The 15,694-nt window shown below is 68.0% G+C and carries 11 protein-coding genes, 3 pseudogenes and 1 CRISPR repeat array (1 of these 15 only partly in view); of the genes and pseudogenes, 8 read left to right on the forward strand and 6 right to left on the reverse strand.

The window, feature by feature from the left end; genetic code table 11:
* Positions 1 to 980: a CRISPR direct-repeat array (repeat unit 29 nt; unit sequence CTGCTCTCCGCGCCAGCGGAGGTGACCCG); it begins 1,498 nt to the left of the window's first position.
* A 152-nt stretch (positions 981 to 1,132) separates the two neighbouring features.
* A complete protein-coding gene (locus RLT57_RS26495; protein WP_311299759.1) occupies positions 1,133 to 1,438 on the forward strand; it encodes a hypothetical protein in 306 nt (101 codons plus the stop codon).
* Positions 1,439 to 1,488: 50 nt separating this feature from the next.
* On the opposite strand, the pseudogene RLT57_RS26500 reads toward RLT57_RS26495, so the two are convergent.
* Positions 1,489 to 1,851: pseudogene (locus tag RLT57_RS26500) on the reverse strand (NF041680 family putative transposase); the annotation flags it as partial.
* A gap of 492 nt (positions 1,852 to 2,343) precedes the next feature.
* Here RLT57_RS26500 and RLT57_RS26505 point away from each other — a divergent pair.
* Positions 2,344 to 2,544: pseudogene (locus tag RLT57_RS26505) on the forward strand (IS110 family transposase); the annotation flags it as partial.
* Between the two features lie 25 nt (positions 2,545 to 2,569).
* Here RLT57_RS26505 and RLT57_RS26510 read toward each other — a convergent pair.
* Entirely contained in the window at positions 2,570 to 2,722 is a 153-nt protein-coding gene (locus RLT57_RS26510) for a hypothetical protein (RefSeq protein WP_311299760.1), read from the reverse strand.
* Positions 2,723 to 2,910: 188 nt separating this feature from the next.
* Between RLT57_RS26510 and RLT57_RS26515 the strand changes: the two genes are divergently transcribed.
* The 4 genes from RLT57_RS26515 to RLT57_RS26530 all read left to right on the forward strand — a co-directional run bounded on the left by RLT57_RS26515 (position 2,911) and on the right by RLT57_RS26530 (position 8,189).
* Complete coding sequence (locus RLT57_RS26515; RefSeq protein WP_311299761.1) at positions 2,911 to 4,299, forward strand: IS1380 family transposase; 1,389 nt, start codon at positions 2,911 to 2,913, stop codon at positions 4,297 to 4,299.
* A 478-nt stretch (positions 4,300 to 4,777) separates the two neighbouring features.
* Positions 4,778 to 5,608 (forward strand): IS5 family transposase, encoded by an 831-nt coding sequence (locus tag RLT57_RS26520; RefSeq protein WP_311299762.1) that lies wholly within the window; start codon positions 4,778 to 4,780, stop codon positions 5,606 to 5,608.
* Positions 5,609 to 6,040: 432 nt separating this feature from the next.
* A protein-coding gene (locus RLT57_RS26525) for an IS3 family transposase (RefSeq protein WP_311297418.1) occupies positions 6,041 to 7,287 on the forward strand; the annotation gives its coding sequence in 2 pieces (ribosomal slippage) (positions 6,041 to 6,323 and positions 6,323 to 7,287; 1,248 coding nt in all).
* A gap of 365 nt (positions 7,288 to 7,652) precedes the next feature.
* A complete protein-coding gene (locus tag RLT57_RS26530) occupies positions 7,653 to 8,189 on the forward strand; it encodes a hypothetical protein (RefSeq protein ID WP_311299763.1) in 537 nt (178 codons plus the stop codon).
* On the opposite strand, the gene RLT57_RS26535 is transcribed toward RLT57_RS26530, so the two are convergent.
* The 4 genes and pseudogenes from RLT57_RS26535 to RLT57_RS26550 form a co-directional block, all read right to left on the reverse strand.
* Entirely contained in the window at positions 8,146 to 8,937 is a 792-nt protein-coding gene (locus RLT57_RS26535; RefSeq protein ID WP_311299764.1) for an IS5 family transposase, read from the reverse strand. The genes RLT57_RS26530 and RLT57_RS26535 overlap by 44 nt on opposite strands.
* 442 nt (positions 8,938 to 9,379) lie before the next feature.
* Positions 9,380 to 10,626 (reverse strand): annotated as a pseudogene (locus RLT57_RS26540) (IS701 family transposase).
* Between the two features lie 153 nt (positions 10,627 to 10,779).
* Positions 10,780 to 12,222, reverse strand: coding sequence for an MFS transporter (locus tag RLT57_RS26545; RefSeq protein ID WP_311299765.1), 1,443 nt, complete (start codon positions 12,220 to 12,222; stop codon positions 10,780 to 10,782).
* Between the two features lie 172 nt (positions 12,223 to 12,394).
* Positions 12,395 to 13,117: a hypothetical protein gene (locus RLT57_RS26550; RefSeq protein ID WP_311299766.1), complete on the reverse strand. Its 723-nt coding sequence runs from the start codon at positions 13,115 to 13,117 to the stop codon at positions 12,395 to 12,397.
* A 641-nt stretch (positions 13,118 to 13,758) separates the two neighbouring features.
* Here RLT57_RS26550 and RLT57_RS26555 point away from each other — a divergent pair.
* Together RLT57_RS26555 and RLT57_RS26560 are read left to right on the forward strand one after the other, a co-directional pair.
* Complete coding sequence (locus RLT57_RS26555) at positions 13,759 to 14,835, forward strand: Gfo/Idh/MocA family protein (RefSeq protein ID WP_311299767.1); 1,077 nt, start codon at positions 13,759 to 13,761, stop codon at positions 14,833 to 14,835.
* A complete protein-coding gene (locus RLT57_RS26560) occupies positions 14,832 to 15,692 on the forward strand; it encodes an NAD-dependent epimerase/dehydratase family protein (protein ID WP_311299768.1) in 861 nt (286 codons plus the stop codon). The genes RLT57_RS26555 and RLT57_RS26560 overlap by 4 nt, the downstream gene beginning before the upstream one ends.
* Positions 15,693 to 15,694: the final 2 nt, after the last annotated feature.

Consider the following 15,694-nt stretch of genomic DNA (forward strand, 5'->3'; position numbering starts at 1 on the left):
CCCGTCGCTCAAGCGGTGCGTGGCGAGGACCTGGATCTGCTCTCCGCGCCAGCGGAGGTGACCCGTGGTGGACCGAAGAGCGAGGCCGTAAGCCGGTCTGCTATCCGCGCCAGCGGAGGTGACCCGTGGCGCCCACGGTCTGCGACTCGAAATTGGGACTGCTCTCCGCCCCAGCGGAGGTGACCCGTTGGAACGCGGCGGCACCGGGCGCCTCGACACCTGCTCTCCGCGCCAGCGGAGGTGACCCGTGGTGGACCGAAGAGCGAGGCCGTAAGCCGGTCTGCTATCCGCGCCAGCGGAGGTGACCCGTGGCGCCCACGGTCTGCGACTCGAAATTGGGACTGCTCTCCGCGCCAGCGGAGGTGACCCGTTGGAACGCGGCGGCACCGGGCGCCTCGACACCTGCTCTCCGCGCCAGCGGAGGTGACCCGTAACCCGCCTCCGCCGGCCGACGACGGCCGTGCTGCTCTCCGCGCCAGCGGAGGTGACCCGGCCGTCTGACCACATCGCACAGCACAACGCCCCTGCTCTCCGCGCCAGCGGAGGTGACCCACTCCAAGCCCGACTGTGCCGTGCTGTCATCTTCTGCCCTCCGCGCCAGCGGAGGTGACCCGCGGCAGGCCGCCGGAGACGCCGATGTAGACGCCTGCTCTCCGCGCCAGCGGAGGTGACCCCTTGAGCCCGTTCGGCCGCTGCCAGTGGTGGGGCTGCTCTCCGCGCCAGCGGAGGTGACCCGTATTCCGGCCAGGCTCGTCGTACGCCAGCCCACTGCTCTCCGCGCCAGCGGAGGTGACCCGGAAGGCCACGTCTTCCTGCTCCGCACCGCGTCCTGCTCTCCGCGCCAGCGGAGGTGACCCGATCGCCGGTCTGATCGGTGACGTGGAGCCAGCCTGCTCTCCGCGCCAGCGGAGGTGACCCGCACAGCGCCCAGGCCAGGGCCAGGAACATGCCCTGCTCTCCGCGCCAGCGGAGGTGACCCATACAGGCAGGCGCGGTACCAGCCGCTGACCTGCTGCTCTCCTACCCGCACTGGATTTTCCCCGGCGAGTGCCCGCTGCCGGTCCTGGACCAGATCGCCGACCATCCGCACCGCGCCCACTGCAGCCGGATCGGACCCTTCGGGATACGGGTCATGGACCAGGTCCCGCACGCCGTTCTGCGTAGCGCGGGCGTGGTCGACATCGGATCCCACCTCGCGCAGACCACCGGTGACACGGGCGCGGCGGCACCCACGATGCTCGCCTACCCCACGCACGGTCCCGATGCCCGGGTCGACTGGCTCGTGGCCTGCCATCACCTCCTGCCCGTCTTCCACCACGTGGAGGTCATCGACGCCCAAAACATCTCCGACCAGAACATCGTCCTGGCCCGGACCTCCCGCGGCAGGCTCAAGGCCCTGCTCTCCGGTGCCTTCGACTCCACCGCATCCGCGGCCTGAGCTTGTTTTTTAACCGGATCGGGTCGCTGGTACGGCTCGCTGCCGGTGAGGACTCGTCCCACGTCGTGGCGGCCTGCGGGTCGCCGGTTCTTCAAGCCCGGCGGGCGTCCGGGGCCGGGTGCGGTGGGTTTCGGTGCACCAGCCGGTGAGCCGGTCGTCGTGCGCAGGTTCCTGAACCCGCGCCGGACGCGGGCGGGGGTGAGTTTGTGCGGGGGCGCCGGCTTCTCCCACGGCCAGCGCCGGTCGGCTGCGAGGGGCCGGGCGAGGCGGAGTTGGGTGCGGGCGGCGAGGATCAGCCAGGTCAGGCAGTCGGCGGCTGCGGAGTCTCGCAGGCGAGGCCGGGTCCAGCCGAGGGTCTGCTTGAGCATGCGGAAGGTGTGCTCGATGTCGAAACGCCGGAGGAACGCCTGCCAGCAGCATGCCCGTCACCGACGAGGTGATCCGCCTGAACCTCCACAAGGCAGGTCTGCTGATCCGGCGGACGTTCGAGACAGTCTGCACCACGCGAAGCATCGGGAGCTGGCCTCGGAGCCCTTGCGTGCTCCCGGCCGGGGAGTGGGACTGCCGTTCCTACCGACGGATGTTCCCTGGTCGCGGCGGCCACATACCTACGGTCGGGCCGTGAGCATTTCCTTCCGCGGCAGCCCCGTTATGTTTTTCGCGGTCCTGTAAGAGGGCCGCTGGCCTCCGGGCCCGGTATGACTTTTGCCCCCTGTCGATCGGATGACCTGGGGGGTGGTGTCACCGGGCCCGAGGGATGCCGTCGGAGACGCTGATGAGAGGTCCGGCCATCGCCCGACCGGGCGCGATGCCCGGCCATCTGCGGGCGGCAGGTCTGCATAACGTGGACGCGCGAGAACAACACCCCCACCCAGGCCGGCACCTGTTGAGCGAGTGGGGACACGATGATCGACACAGGCAGCGTGAGCGTCTTCCTCGGGTTGGACGTCGGGAAAAGCACCCACCACGGCCACGGGCCGACCCCGGCCGGAAAGAAGGTCCTCGACAAGCAGCTGCCGAACAGCGAGCCCAAGCTGCGGGCCGTCTTCCAGAAACTGGCCGCGAGGTTCGGCACCGTCCTGGTGGTCGTTGACCAGGCCTTCTCCGCCGCGATGAACCGGTAGACCTCGCTCACCGGTCGCTCTCCCGCGCGAAGAAGGCCGTCGCTCTTTTCAGGACCTCGATGGTCTTCTGCTGTTGGAGGTTCTGTCGGCGCAGACGACGCAGTTCCTCGTGCCCGGCACTCCCAGTCTCCAGGTGTCCAGGTTTACGGAGAAGCTTCACCGCACCGGTCGTGGAGACACTCGGATCACATCATGAAAAAGTAGTGCCCCCGCTCCCAAACCTGAGCCCGGATCCACGGGCTTGATGCTGGTGGATGGTTCACCCAGAAACGAAGAAGTGCCTTGCGACCTGCGATGATGGGGTTTGTCTAGGACCACATCAGGCACGATCGACAAGGCACTTCCGAGATGCAGTCTTCCCATGCCGCGGCGGCAGTCTCATCCGCGTTCGATGATCCGAACCTGATCGCGTACGGCGGGCTGGAGCCGGTGGTGCGGCTGGCCGAGCGGTGCGGTCTGCCCAAGCTGGCCGGCGAGCACGTCCGGCTGCCCGATTCGAAGGACGGCACCGGCGCCCTCCCAGCGGCGAAACTGATGTCGCTGGTGGGCGGCATGGCCGCGGGCGCCGACAGCATCGACGACATGGACCGGCTGCGGCACGGCGCCATGGGCCGCCTGTTCTCCGGAGTGCGGGCCCCGTCTACGCTGGGGTCGTTCCTGCGCTCCTTCACCCACGGGCATGTGAAGCAACCGCACGCCGTGGCCCGCCGGTTCCTGCACGAACTGGCCCGTCACACCCCGCTGTTGCCCGGCGCGGACCAGGCCGCCTACGTGGACATCGACGACACCGTCCGCCGCACCCACGGCTACGCCAAACAGGGCGCCGGATACGGATACAGCAAGGTCAAGGGCCTGAATGCACTGCTCGGCGTCGTCTCCACACCCCTGTCCGCCCCCGTGACCGCCGCCACCAGGCTGCGCAAGGGCCCCTCGAACTCCGCGCGCGGGGCGGCAGCGTTCGTCGCTGAGACCATCCGCACCGCACGCGCCTGCGGCGCCAGCGGCCTGCTGGTGCTGCGGGCGGACTCCGCGTTCTACGGCGCCGACGTTGTCAACGCCTGCCGGGCCCTGGGTGCCCGCTTCTCCATCACCATGCGGATGAACGCCTCCGTAAAAGCCACCATCGCCCGCATCGACGAGGACGCCTGGACACCGATCAAATATCCCCAAGCGGTCTGGGACGAGGAGGGCCAGTGCCCGATCTCCGACGCCGAGATAGCCGAGATCCGCTACACCGCTTTCACTTCCAAGCCGAAGAAACAGCAGGTTACCGCCCGACTGATCACGCGCCGCGTCAAGCGCCTGAGCGCCGGTACCGTCCCCGCCGGGCAGGGCACGCTCTTCGATACCCGGCGCTACCACGCCGCGTTCACCGACTCCCCGCTCGCCTTGAGGGATGCCGAGCGTGATCACCGCCGGCACGCTGTCGTCGAGCAGGTGATCGCCGATGTCAAGAACAGCGGCTTCGCCCACGCGCCGTCCGGTCATTTCCAGGCCAATGCCGCGTGGCTCGCCCTGGCGGCCCTGGCACACAACCTGACCCGCGCCGCTGGCGCCCCGGCCTCCGCGTTCCATGCCAGGGCGACCACCGCCACCATCCGTGATCGCCTGATCAACGTGCCCGCCCGCCTGGCCCGCTCCGCCCGCCGCTTCACCCTGCACCTGCCTGAGCGCTGGCCCTGGAGCGAGGACTTCACCCAGCTGTTCAGCACGGTGCATGCACCACCGGCCCTCTGACGCTCCCCGACCGACCTGCCCGAAAGGGCCCGAGACCTGTGGACAGAGTGGAAGAGCTGGACAGACCAGCGGCCACCCCATGCCCGAATCCGCAACTCAGCCCCAACACGGCCGGCACGACCCCGAAACAATCAACCGGGAATCAAGCCGGTGGATCCGGGCTGAGCGAGGGCACTTTGTCGTTTGTCTGGCGGGCCATAGGGCCTAAGTGCGTTGTGGCAAACCGAATTTCGTTCGAGGTGGCGGCAGGGGGTGATCCTCTGGACGGAGGTTCGAGTGCGGCCACGGGCATGAAAGAACGGGCCCCTTGGTAGTGACGCGGTTACGACACCAGCACGACCAAGGGAGCCCGTTGCCTGACCAGTTGAGCAGGGCTGCCGGGCTTGCGTCCACCTCGCTCACTCCTGGGTGTGACTGCTACGTTCACCGGTTCGGTTCGATCGCGGCGGGGCGGCGGGCAGGCTGTTATCCCAGTGACATGACAGATGTGGAATGGGCCGAGGTCAGCTCCGCGATGCCGGTGCCGGCCTGGCTCCTCAAGCGAGGCGGGCGCCCGGAGGCGTATTGCCACCGCGAGATACTCGACGCGGTGCGCTACCTCGTCGACAACGGCGTGAAGTGGATGGCGCTGCCGGTCGACTTCCCGCACTGGCGGGCGGTCTACGACTTCTTCCGCCGCTGGCGGTCCTACGACTACGCGCGTGAACTGTACGAACGCCTGCGCCGCACAGCGCGGGAACGCGCAGGCCGCAACGGCGAACCCAGTGCGGGGATCATCGACAGCCAGTCGGTGGACGCCTCCGAGACCGTCGGTGAGGACAGTCGCGGATACGACGGCGGCAAGTCACGCGACGGGCGCAAGCGTCACATCCTGACCGACACCGAGGGCCTCCTCCTGGAGGTCACCGTGACCACGGCTGATGTGCACGACTCCAAGGCCGCTCCCGCACTGCTGGAGACGTTCATGGACGAGCCGGGCCGACTGCTGAAACTGGTGTGGGTCGACAGCGCCTATCAGGGCCCGGCGCTCGCGGCGGCGTTCGCCCGCCACGGAGTGAGGATCGAGGTCGTACGCCGGTCCGACGGACAACGCGGATTTGTCGTACTGGCCCGCAGGTGGGTGGTGGAACGCACGCTGAGCTGGCTTTCCCGCTCCCGCCGCCTGAACCGTGACCACGAACGCCGCCCCGACCACCACCAGCAGATGGTGTGGTGGGCAGCCATGATCAGGCTGTCCCGGCGCCTGGCCGAAGACGCCCCGCGCTGGCCGGAGAAGCGCCCCGACCGACAGCCCCCGGCGCGGGCATGAACCGTCCGTCCTCCGCCCGTACCAGCCAGCCCCGCTTCTCCAGCACGTAGGCACGGTGACGGATCTTCTCCACCTCGTTCTTGATCTCCGCCTCCCGGCCCACCGCCCGTGTCAACTCCACCCCGTTCACCGGCCCCGAAGCGGCCACCGCAGCGGCGAACACCTCCCTATACACACCGCTGAGCACCTCCTCGCCCATGCCCGACCGCCACACCGGCGGCCGCTCACCGTGGCCCGCACCGGAGCCGCCCGATCCCCCAACCGCAGCGCCTCGCCACCGGACGGTACGGAAACCGGCGTATTCACCGTGCTCTCCTCGGCCAGCACCGACACGAGTTCCTCACGCCCCACCCGGGCCCGCTCGACCCGCTCCCGCGCAGCGTGAACCGTTCCGGGTTCTGTGGAGGCTCGATTCTTTGAGAGGATCGAGTCATGGCACGTCCCTCCCCTTATCCCGCTGAGCTGCGGCGTCGTGCGGTGCGCATGGTCGCCGAGGTGCGCCCGGACTACGAGACCGAGTGGGCCGCGATGAAGGCCGTCGCGAGCAAGCTCGGCATCGGCACGGCCGAGACGGTGCGCCAGTGGGTCCGCCGGGACCAGATCGACTCCGGGACCCGGCCCGGGACGACAACGGAGGAATCCGCCCAGGTCAAAGCCTTGAAGAAGGAAGTCGCCGAGCTCAAGCGGGCGAACGAGATCCTCAAGGCGGCCTCGGCTTTCTTCGCGGCCGAGCTCGACCGGCCACATCTTCGCTCGTGACCTTCATCGACGAGCACCGCGACCGCTTCAGCGGCGTCGAGCCGATATGCACCGTGCTCACCGAGCACGGTGTCAGCATCGCGCCCTCCACCTACTACGCCGCCAAGGCCCGCCCGCCTTCCGCCAGGGCGGTGCGGGACGCGGAACTGAAAGTCCTGGTCCAGGAGGTGTTCGAGGCCAACTACCGCGTCTATGGGGCCCGCAAGATCTGGCACCATCTTCGCCGGCAGGGCCACCAGGTCGCCCGCTGCACGGTCGAACGGCTGATGCGCGAACTCGGTATCACCGGCGCCGTCCGCGGGAAGAAGATCGTCACCACCGTCCAGGACCGTGCCGCCGAACGTGCCCCGGACCTGGTCGACCGTGACTTCGTCGCCCAGGCGCCGAACCGGACCTGGGTCGCGGACTTCACCCATGTCGCGGCCTGGGCCGGCACGGTCTACGTGGCGTTCGTCGTCGACACCTTCTCCCGCCGCATCGTCGGCTGGTCCGCGGCCACCACCAAACACACCGAACTCGTCCTTTCCGCAGTCGAGATGGGCCTGTGGCAGCGCGACCGCGAAGGCCACCGCCACCGGCCCGGCCAACTGGTCCATCACAGCGACGCCGGGTCGCAGTACACCTCCTTCGCCCTCGCGGAGCACCTTCAGCGGGAGGGCATCGCGGCCTCCATCGGATCCGTCGGCGACGCGTACGACAACGCGTTGATGGAATCCACGATCGGCCTGTTCAAGACCGAGCTGATCAAGCCCCGCCGACCCTGGCGAACCCTGTCCGACGTCGAACTGGCCACCGCCGAGTGGATCGACTGGTACAACCACCACCGCCTGCACGGTGAAATAGGCCACATCCCACCCGCAGAATACGAAGCCAACTACCACCTGACCGACAAGAAACCCCAGGTCACCGTCAAGATCTAGAGTCTCCACCAGAACCGGAACGGTTCAGCGTCCACCTCCGTCTGAGCCTGCTCCAGAACCTCCGTCCAGGACTCCAACTCCTGCCTCGCCCGCGCCTCACGCCGTTCCATCAACCCCAGCACCGACGTCATCGCACCCTCCTCGATCAACAACAGGCCGTCCGCTGCATGCCCCTACCCCTGCCCGGTCATGCCCGCCACACGAAGAAGCCCCTGCTCATCGAACAGGGACTCCCTTTGCCACAACGCACTAAGTCGCTGTTGTCGTTCCGAACTTGAGGGCGGCGTTTTCGCTGGTCAGGCATGGGTTCGGTGATTTCGTGGGAGTTGTGGCCTGTCGGGTTGTTACTCGCCGGGGAGGCCGGGATGCCGTCGGTTGTCGGACTGCTGGAACAGCACGAGCTCGCTGCTCGTCGTCGCGTTGGCCGGCTGCGGGAGGAGGCCGACCGGATCCAGGCCGAGCTGGCCGCGGCCGAGCTGGAATGGCAGGAGTGGACGATCGCCCGCAGGCGCGTCGATACGGTGCTGGCACCCGGCAGCGCCGAGACCATCAGCACGAAGACCACCCCGGATCCGCCGGGCGAGCACGTGCCGGCGGTGCCGGCGGATGCGGTGAAGCCGGGATCGCAGGTGCCGGTGTGGCGTGAGGGCCTCGGCTGGTCGGTTCTGTCGGTGGACTACCAGCGCATCGTGCAGCTCCTCGCGGACCGTGTCCGGCTTCATCAAGGGCCGCTGACCTGCCAGGAGATGGCCGCATCGTTCGGTATGGACGCGGTGCCGGCGCGGGTGGAGGGCTTGCGGGCGAAGGCGAAACGCCTGGTCGCCCGTGGCTGGCTGGCCGAGCCCGGCCCGGGCCGGTTCACGCCTGCTGCGGGTGTGTCCGGGCCAGGCGGCGGGTCATGAGCAGGGTCATCGACCAGTAGACCATCGCCTCGGCGGTGGTGGTGCGGCGCTCGTAGTCGCGGGCCAGCCGGCGGGTGCGCATCAGCCAGGCGTTCGTGCGCTCCACAATCCACCGTTTGGGCAGCACCACGAAGCCCTTCTGGTTGTCGCTGCGTTTGACGACCTGCAGGACCAGGGCGAGTACGGCCAGGCAGTGCTCGACGAGGCTTCCGGTGTAGCCGCTGTCGGCCCAGACCAGGGCCAGGCGGTGGTGCGCGTCGGCCACCCGCTGGAGCAGGACCGTCGCGGCGGTGCGATCGCCGATATCCGCGGCGGTGACCATCACGCCAAGCAGCAGGCCGAGCGTGTCGACGACGATGTGCCGCTTTCGGCCGTTGATCAGCTTGCCGCCGTCGAAGCCGCGGCTGTCGGTGCCGACGACGGCATCGGCCTTGACCGACTGTGAGTCGATCACCCCGGCCGTCGGCTCGCTGTCCCGGCCGACACGGGTACGGACCTGCCCGCGCAGCCGGTCGTGGAACTCCCGGGCCAGGCCATGGTCGCGCCAGCGGCGGAAGAACGCGTAGACCCGGTCCCACGGCGGGAAATCAGCCGGCATCGCACGCCACTTGATTCCGTTGTTGACCAGATAGCGGACCGCGTCCAGTATTGCCCGGTGGCAGTACGCCTCCGGCTGCCCGCCCCGCCCGCGCATCCAGCCCGGTACCGGCAGCAGTGGCCGAACAGCAGCCCACTCGGCGTCCGTCATGTCCGACGGATAACACTGCTGACGCGTTCCGTTGTCGGCGGCGTTTCCGAACCGGTGAGCCAGACAGTCACACTCCCGGGCGACCCAACTGGACTGTGCTGCCGTCGAGACGGAACACTGCGGCACCGGGGCCTCCTGATGTTGCTCGGTGATTCGACACCAACGAGCTGTTCAGGAGGCCCCACCTCTATGCGCCCAAGCCTCCGAGACCACCCAATCGGGACTCCCGTTCGACACGCATCTCTCAGGACCGGAACGACAACAGCGACTAATACTCCAGCAGCACTTCGCTATTCCTGCTGGTCAGGTGCCTGATTGTGAGTGTAGTGGGGTGGCGTTTCGCCGGGTGCGGGATCGGTGGATCCCTGTAGTGTTTGGGTTCGGCTCCGGTAATGGCAGTGGCGGGCGACGGCTTGGTGGTGGCGTCGCCATCTCGACCATCTCAGCGCGTGAACAGCCCTCTGGTGTTGGGGTGTTGGGTGGGGATGGCAAGTTGCCAGCAATTTCCGGACTTCTGCCACGGTGAAGGGCGCGAGGGTGCAGTGATCGTTTCTTCGGTCCCCCTTTCGATGGCCGCTGCGGCCATCGCGGCGAGGAAGGCGTGGGCGAGCATTGCCAGGGTGATGTGGCGGTACCAGCCCGGATACCGACGGACTTCGTACTCGTCCAGGCCGCACTCGTTCTTCGCGGCCTGGAAGCACTCCTCGATCGCCCAGCGCGATCCGGCGATCCGCACCAGCTCGGCGACCGTGACGGCGGTCGGCGCGTAGGCCAGGTAGTAGGCGATCTCCTGGGGCCGCTTGATGCTGCGGCGAGCCAGCACCCAGCGGCGATGCGTGGGCAGATCGCCGTCGAAGAAGTCGATGACCGGAAGTCTTGCCGAGGCCCAGTCGTAGACGCGAGGGCCCTTGGCGCCGTCGCCGGCTGACACGCGCTGCCAGGCATCCTCGGGGGCTTCGGTGATGAGCTGGTCGATGCGCCAGATCCCAGCCAGCGACTTGACCTGCTGTGATTTCGGAACGGCGAGGACATAGCCGACGCCGGCTTCCTCCAGGAAGCGCCGGAATCCCCATTCCTGACCGTAGGCGGAATCGGCGGTCACCCAGCCGATAGGGAGGTCTGAGGCGAGCGCCCGCAGCACCAGACGGCGGGCGAGTTCACCCTTCGTCGCGAACGCCCGGTCTTCGGGGATCTTGGCAGCGCGGCAGCGGTCCGCATCGGCCGTCCAGGACTTGGGCAAGTACAGCTCCCGGTCCACCAGCGCACGGCCTCTGGAGGAGGCATAGGCGGCGAATACCCCGATCTGACAGTTCTCGGTCCGCCCGGCCGTGCCGGAGTACTGCCGTTGCACCCCGGCCGAGGTGACGCCCTTCTTCAGGAACCCAGTGTCGTCGATGATCAGCACACCGTCTGGCCGGCCGAGCTTCTCAGCGACGTATTCCTGCAGGTCATCGCGGATCTCCTCGGGATCCCACCGGGCCCCGGCCAGGAGCCGCTGCAAGCCGTCGGGGTATTGTGGCCGGCGAACTCGGCGAGCTGCCACCCGTTCTTACGGCCGACCGGTCCCAGCAGGCCGCGAACATAGTCCCGCATCCGCCGCCGTGGCTCCACGCGCGAGAACCTGCCGCCCACACGCAGAAACAGATCCTCAAGTTCCGCTGCCCACAGGCCCGTTCCAAGATCCTCGATCACGCTCAGACCCTGCCCACCCCGGGCTGCCGATCAGCACAAACCCCTCCTTCGGATGAGACTCCCACCGATCCCGCACCCGGCGAAACGCCACCCCACTACACTCACAATCAGGCACCTGACCAGCAGGAATAGCGAAGTGCTGCTGGAGTACTAATACTGCAACGGCCTTTGTCGTGACGGGTGGGCAGGCCAGGGCGGCGTGTCCGAGAGGTTCTGCTTGGCGCGGCGGGTCCGTTCCTGGAAGGCGTCTTCCTCGGTCAGCAGGTCTCGGTCGCGGGTCTCGGGTGTGCACAGCGTGGCCACGAAGCTGATGCCCGCCATCGCCGCCATGTAGACGGCGATCGGCCACCAGGATCCCGAGGCCCAGGCCAGCAGCGACGACGCGATGAGCGGAGCGAACGCGCCTCCGAGGACGGCGGCGATCTCCCGCCCCATGGTCGTGCCGGCGTAACGGAACCGGGACCCGAAGATCTCGGGCAGGAACGCCGAGTGCAGGCCGTTGGTTCCGGTGACCGCGACGGCAGACCCGATGACCACAGCGACGTAGGTCAGGAATGTCGATCCGGTGGTGAGCAGCAGGAACGCGATCGGGGCGAACAACACCATGATGCCGGTCATGACCAGTCCGACCGGCCTCCGACCGATAACGTCGGACAGGCGGCCCACCAGCCATGGTGCGATGGACGCGGCGACGGCACCGGCGAACAGCACCCTCGTCACCAGGCCGGAGTCGGTGTCCAGGTGGTGGAGCAGGTACGAACCCAGGAAGGTGAGGAACACGTATGCGTTCGTCATCTGTCCGATGACGATCAGAGCCACGCTGACCAGGGGTTTGCGGCCCACTGTCACGAGACCTCTCAACGGGGCGTCCTGTGCTGCCGTCCGCTGCTGTCTCAGAGCGGTGAAGACGGGGGACTCCCTGAGCTTGCGGCGCACGACGAAGCCGGTCAGGGTGACGAACACGCTGCTCAGGAAGACCACGCGCCAGCCCCAGTCGAGCACCTGCTGGTGGGTGAGCAGCAGATCGATCAGTGCCCACACGGCCGAGGCGAGCACGATGCCGAGCCCGGAGCCGACGGGCACGCTGGAGGCGTAGCGGCCGCGCTGCCCCAGTGGTGCGGTCTCGGCAAGGAGGGTCATGCCGCCGCTCTGCTCCGCGCCGGCCCCCAGTCCCTGCAGCAGGCGCAGAAGCACCAGCAGGATCGGCGAGAGGATTCCGGCCTGCGCGTAGGTCGGCAGCAGTCCCATGCAGGCAGTCGCGGTGCCCATGACGAACAGCGTCATCATCATGACCCACTTGCGGCCGAGACGCTCACCGAGGGCCGAGAAGAAGAGCCCCCCGAAGGGGCGGGCGAGGAAGCCGACGCCGTAGACGCCGAACGACGCGATCACTCCGAGAGTGGGGCTGGCCTTGGGAAAGATCAGAGTGCTGAAGACGAGTGACGACGCAGTTCCGAAGATCACCAGATCGAACTGTTCGAGCGTCGTGCCGACGACGGACCCCCAGACGGCCCGGCGCAGTGAGTGCCGGTCGACAGGCAACACCTCGTCGGCCGTACTCCCGCCGCGGTGAGGACGTTCGTTCTCGTGCATGGCAGTCTCCTTTGAATGTCAGCAGTGAGAGTGGCCGCTCCCGCCGCATGGGCGGAACGGGTATCGGTGTGCGGGGTTGACCGGGACAGTGGGGAAGCGTGCTGGTCGCACGGCTGTTCCTCGGCCGGTGGGAAACGGCGCGTACTGGGGTGTCCGGACGCCGGTTTGCAGGTCAGTGGGAACTATGTGCGGAAGCAGGGGCGGTGCTCCCGCCGAGGTGGTCACGTTCCAGGGCGAAGTCGAGACGGTACTGGCCCACCAGAGCGTTAGGAGCCGCTCCGGCTCGTTCGAGTGCCGGGGACGAAAGGGGTCCGTCGAGCTGAACGCCGACGGACCCGGCGTCGGACGTACTGACGACGACAACCCAGTCGGCCGTCTGGTCCGGCACTGTGCGCAGGTCGCGCTCAGTGCTGTGGATCATGGTCAGACCCGGGTCGCTCTCCCACAGTTGGGTACTCAGCACAGCCCTCCGGTCGTGCAGTTCCGGGAAGACTGTCTGGACGAGGTGGTTGCGTAGCTCGGCCTCGCGTCCCGGCAGAGGACGCAGCCGGACGGTACCCGCATAGGCGCCGTCCGGTCCGCAGGAGCGGTGGGTCACCCGGCAGGCCGAGCGGACGTTGCCGCGGAAGTGCCGCATCGTGCGACGCGTCCACTCGGTGGGTGAGTCGACCCGGCCGAGGTAGTCGGGTGACCCGAGGACCTCGGGCGACTCGGTCTCGTAGTAGATGAACAACTCGGGCTCACCGCTGAGCGCGCTGTGCCTGCGGGCACGGACGAAACCGGGGACGCGGACCCTTTCGGTGTGATGCTCGTGGTCGTACCACTGAAGCACCTCGGCACGGTGGCCCTGCTCGATGTCGTGCCAGATAGCCAGCACACCAGGATGCTGTGACATCTGCCTCCTCCTCGTCGAGATGGGATGACGAAACAGAGCCGTCATCCGGCAGTGATTTCCGGCAATGTAGCATCGCATCCCAAAATTGCGACAGCCTTGAGACGCTCCCTGTTGGCCCCTTGTCGCGGCCTCCTCGGGAGCCGTCCGATCGATCGTGTGCGGAGTCGGATGGCGCGGTCGGCGGTGGTGGTGACGGGGGGTATGCGGCCGCACCTGTCATGGACGGCTGGCACCCGTTGGTTCTCACCCTTGCCGAAGGCTCGTTCGACGGTGTCGCGTTTCCGCTGTGGTCTTCGTCAGACCCTGGCGGCAGACCATCCGGAGGTCCTTGCGCAGGTTGGCGACCCGCCGATCCACTCCGCGACGCCGGTGCGCCGCCTTTCACGGCCCGGCCCGCCACGGCGGCCCCAGCCGCCGCGCCCCGACCCGCGCCGGCCGCAGCCGTTCCCGTGCGGCATCCGGCAGTTCACCGTGCGGATTCCGCCCCGGTCCGGAGGTAGAGCCACGGGCGACGAGTCGTGTGACCGGCCAGGCCCCTCCCGGTGCGGACATCTTGACGTTACTTCCAGAGTCATGCATGCTCGAAATCCGGCATAGCCGGATCGCATGCCAAAAATAATCGACGCGACGGGAGCAGTAGCGTGAAACCCCTCCGCCTGGGCGTGGTCGGTACTGGCTACTTCAGCCAGTACCACTACGAGGCGTGGTCCCGGATGGAAGACGTGGAGTACGCCGGCCTTGCCTACGGCTCGAACGCGGACCGTGCTCGCGCGGTCGCCGAGGCGCACGGTGTACCGCAAATCTTCACGGACGTCGAGGACATGCTGGACAAGGGTGATGTCGACCTTCTCGACGTGATCTCGCCGCCCGAGACCCACCTGGCGATCATCGACGCGGCTGTTCGCCGGGGAGTCCCGGTGATCACGCAGAAGCCGGTCGCGACGAGCCTCGCCGAGGCCGTCTCCCTCGCGGATCGCGTCAGGGCGGCCGACGGGTTCGTCGTCGTTCACGACAACTGGCGGTTCAAGCCCTGGTTCAGGGAGGCCCGTCGGCTGATCACCGGGGGAGCCCTGGGCGAGGTGCACAACGTGCAGTTCCGGCTCCGGCCGGGTGACGGCCAGGGTGACTCGGCCTACGCGGACCGGCAGGCGTACTTCCGGGACATGCCGCGTTTCCTGATCCACGAGACCGGTATCCACCTCATCGACAGCTTCCGCTACCTGCTGGGAGAAGTCAGCGCTGTCAGCGCCCGTCTGCGACGGCTCAACCCCGGGATCGCCGGGGAGGACGCGGGACACGTGCTCGTCGAGTTCCTGTCGGGTGCGGCGGGCCTGATTGATGGCAACCGGCTGATCGACTTCCCGGCTGAGAGACCGCGGCTCACCATGGGCGAACTGCTGGTGGAGGGTACGGCCGGCCAGCTCCGGTTGACCGGTGACGGGCGACTGCACCTTCATTCGCACGGCGGTGAGCAGCGTGAGCACTCCTACCGCTGGACCGACCGCAACTACGGCGGCGACTGCGTGTACGCGTTGCAGCGTCACGTCGTCGACCATCTCCGCCACGACGGTCCGGTGGAGAACCCCATCTCCGACTATTTGCGCAACCTCGAAGTGGAGGAAGCAGTGTACGAATCCGACCGTACGGGATGCAGGATCGAACTCGACGCAGACCGCTCTCCGGCAGTCTCACCGACGTCCACCGGAGCACGGGCGTGACATTTCCCGCCAGAGTCGCCGTGACGGGCGGCAACGGCCGGCTCGGCCGATATGTCGTGCGGGAGATCCGTCCGCACGCGGAGGTGACCGTCGTCGACGTTGCGGGCAGCGCCCCCGACCAACTGCGGCAGATCTCCGCCAACACGCTCGACGAGGTGGCACTGACCGAAGCGTTCACGGACCAGCAGGCCGTGCTGCACCTCGCCGCGATACCCAATCCGCGGACCGCGCCGCCGGAGGTCACCTTCAGGACCAATGTGGAGGGCACCTGGCACGTGCTGCGTGCCGCGCAGCGAGCCGGGGTGCGGCGGGTCGTCCTTGCCTCCTCCGACTCGGTGCTCGGCCTGCACTTCAACCCGCCCGGCTGGCGCCCTCAGTACCTGCCCGTCGACGAGCACCACCCGGTGCGTCCCACCGAGGTCTACTCGCTGTCGAAGTTGCTCGCCGAGGACGTGGGCCGCTCTTTCGCCGACAGCGGCGAACTGGAGGTGATCGCGCTGCGTCCCACGCACATCGTCTTCCCGCCCGAGTGGCCCGAGCTGGAAGACCGGGGCCGCGACGTCAAGAACTATCATCTGTGGGCATACGTGCGGCCCGAGGACGTGGCGCAGGCGTTCCGGCTCGCTCTCGCCGCGCCGGCCGGGCCGTTCCGGAGCTATGTGATCTCCGCGCCCGACACGTTGTGCGCTGAGCCGACTCTGGACATGGTGCGTCGGCGCTGGGGCGCCGTGCCCGAGGTACGCGATCCGGCTGTGTACGAGGCGAACCCTTATGCCTCGCTTCTGGGCATCGCCGCAGCACGCACCGACCTTGGCTACGCGCCGGAGGAGAAGTGGAGCCGTCTGACATGGCGCTGAGC

Source organism: Streptomyces sp. ITFR-21 (assembly GCF_031844685.1).
Taxonomy (GTDB): Bacteria; Actinomycetota; Actinomycetes; order Streptomycetales; family Streptomycetaceae; genus Actinacidiphila.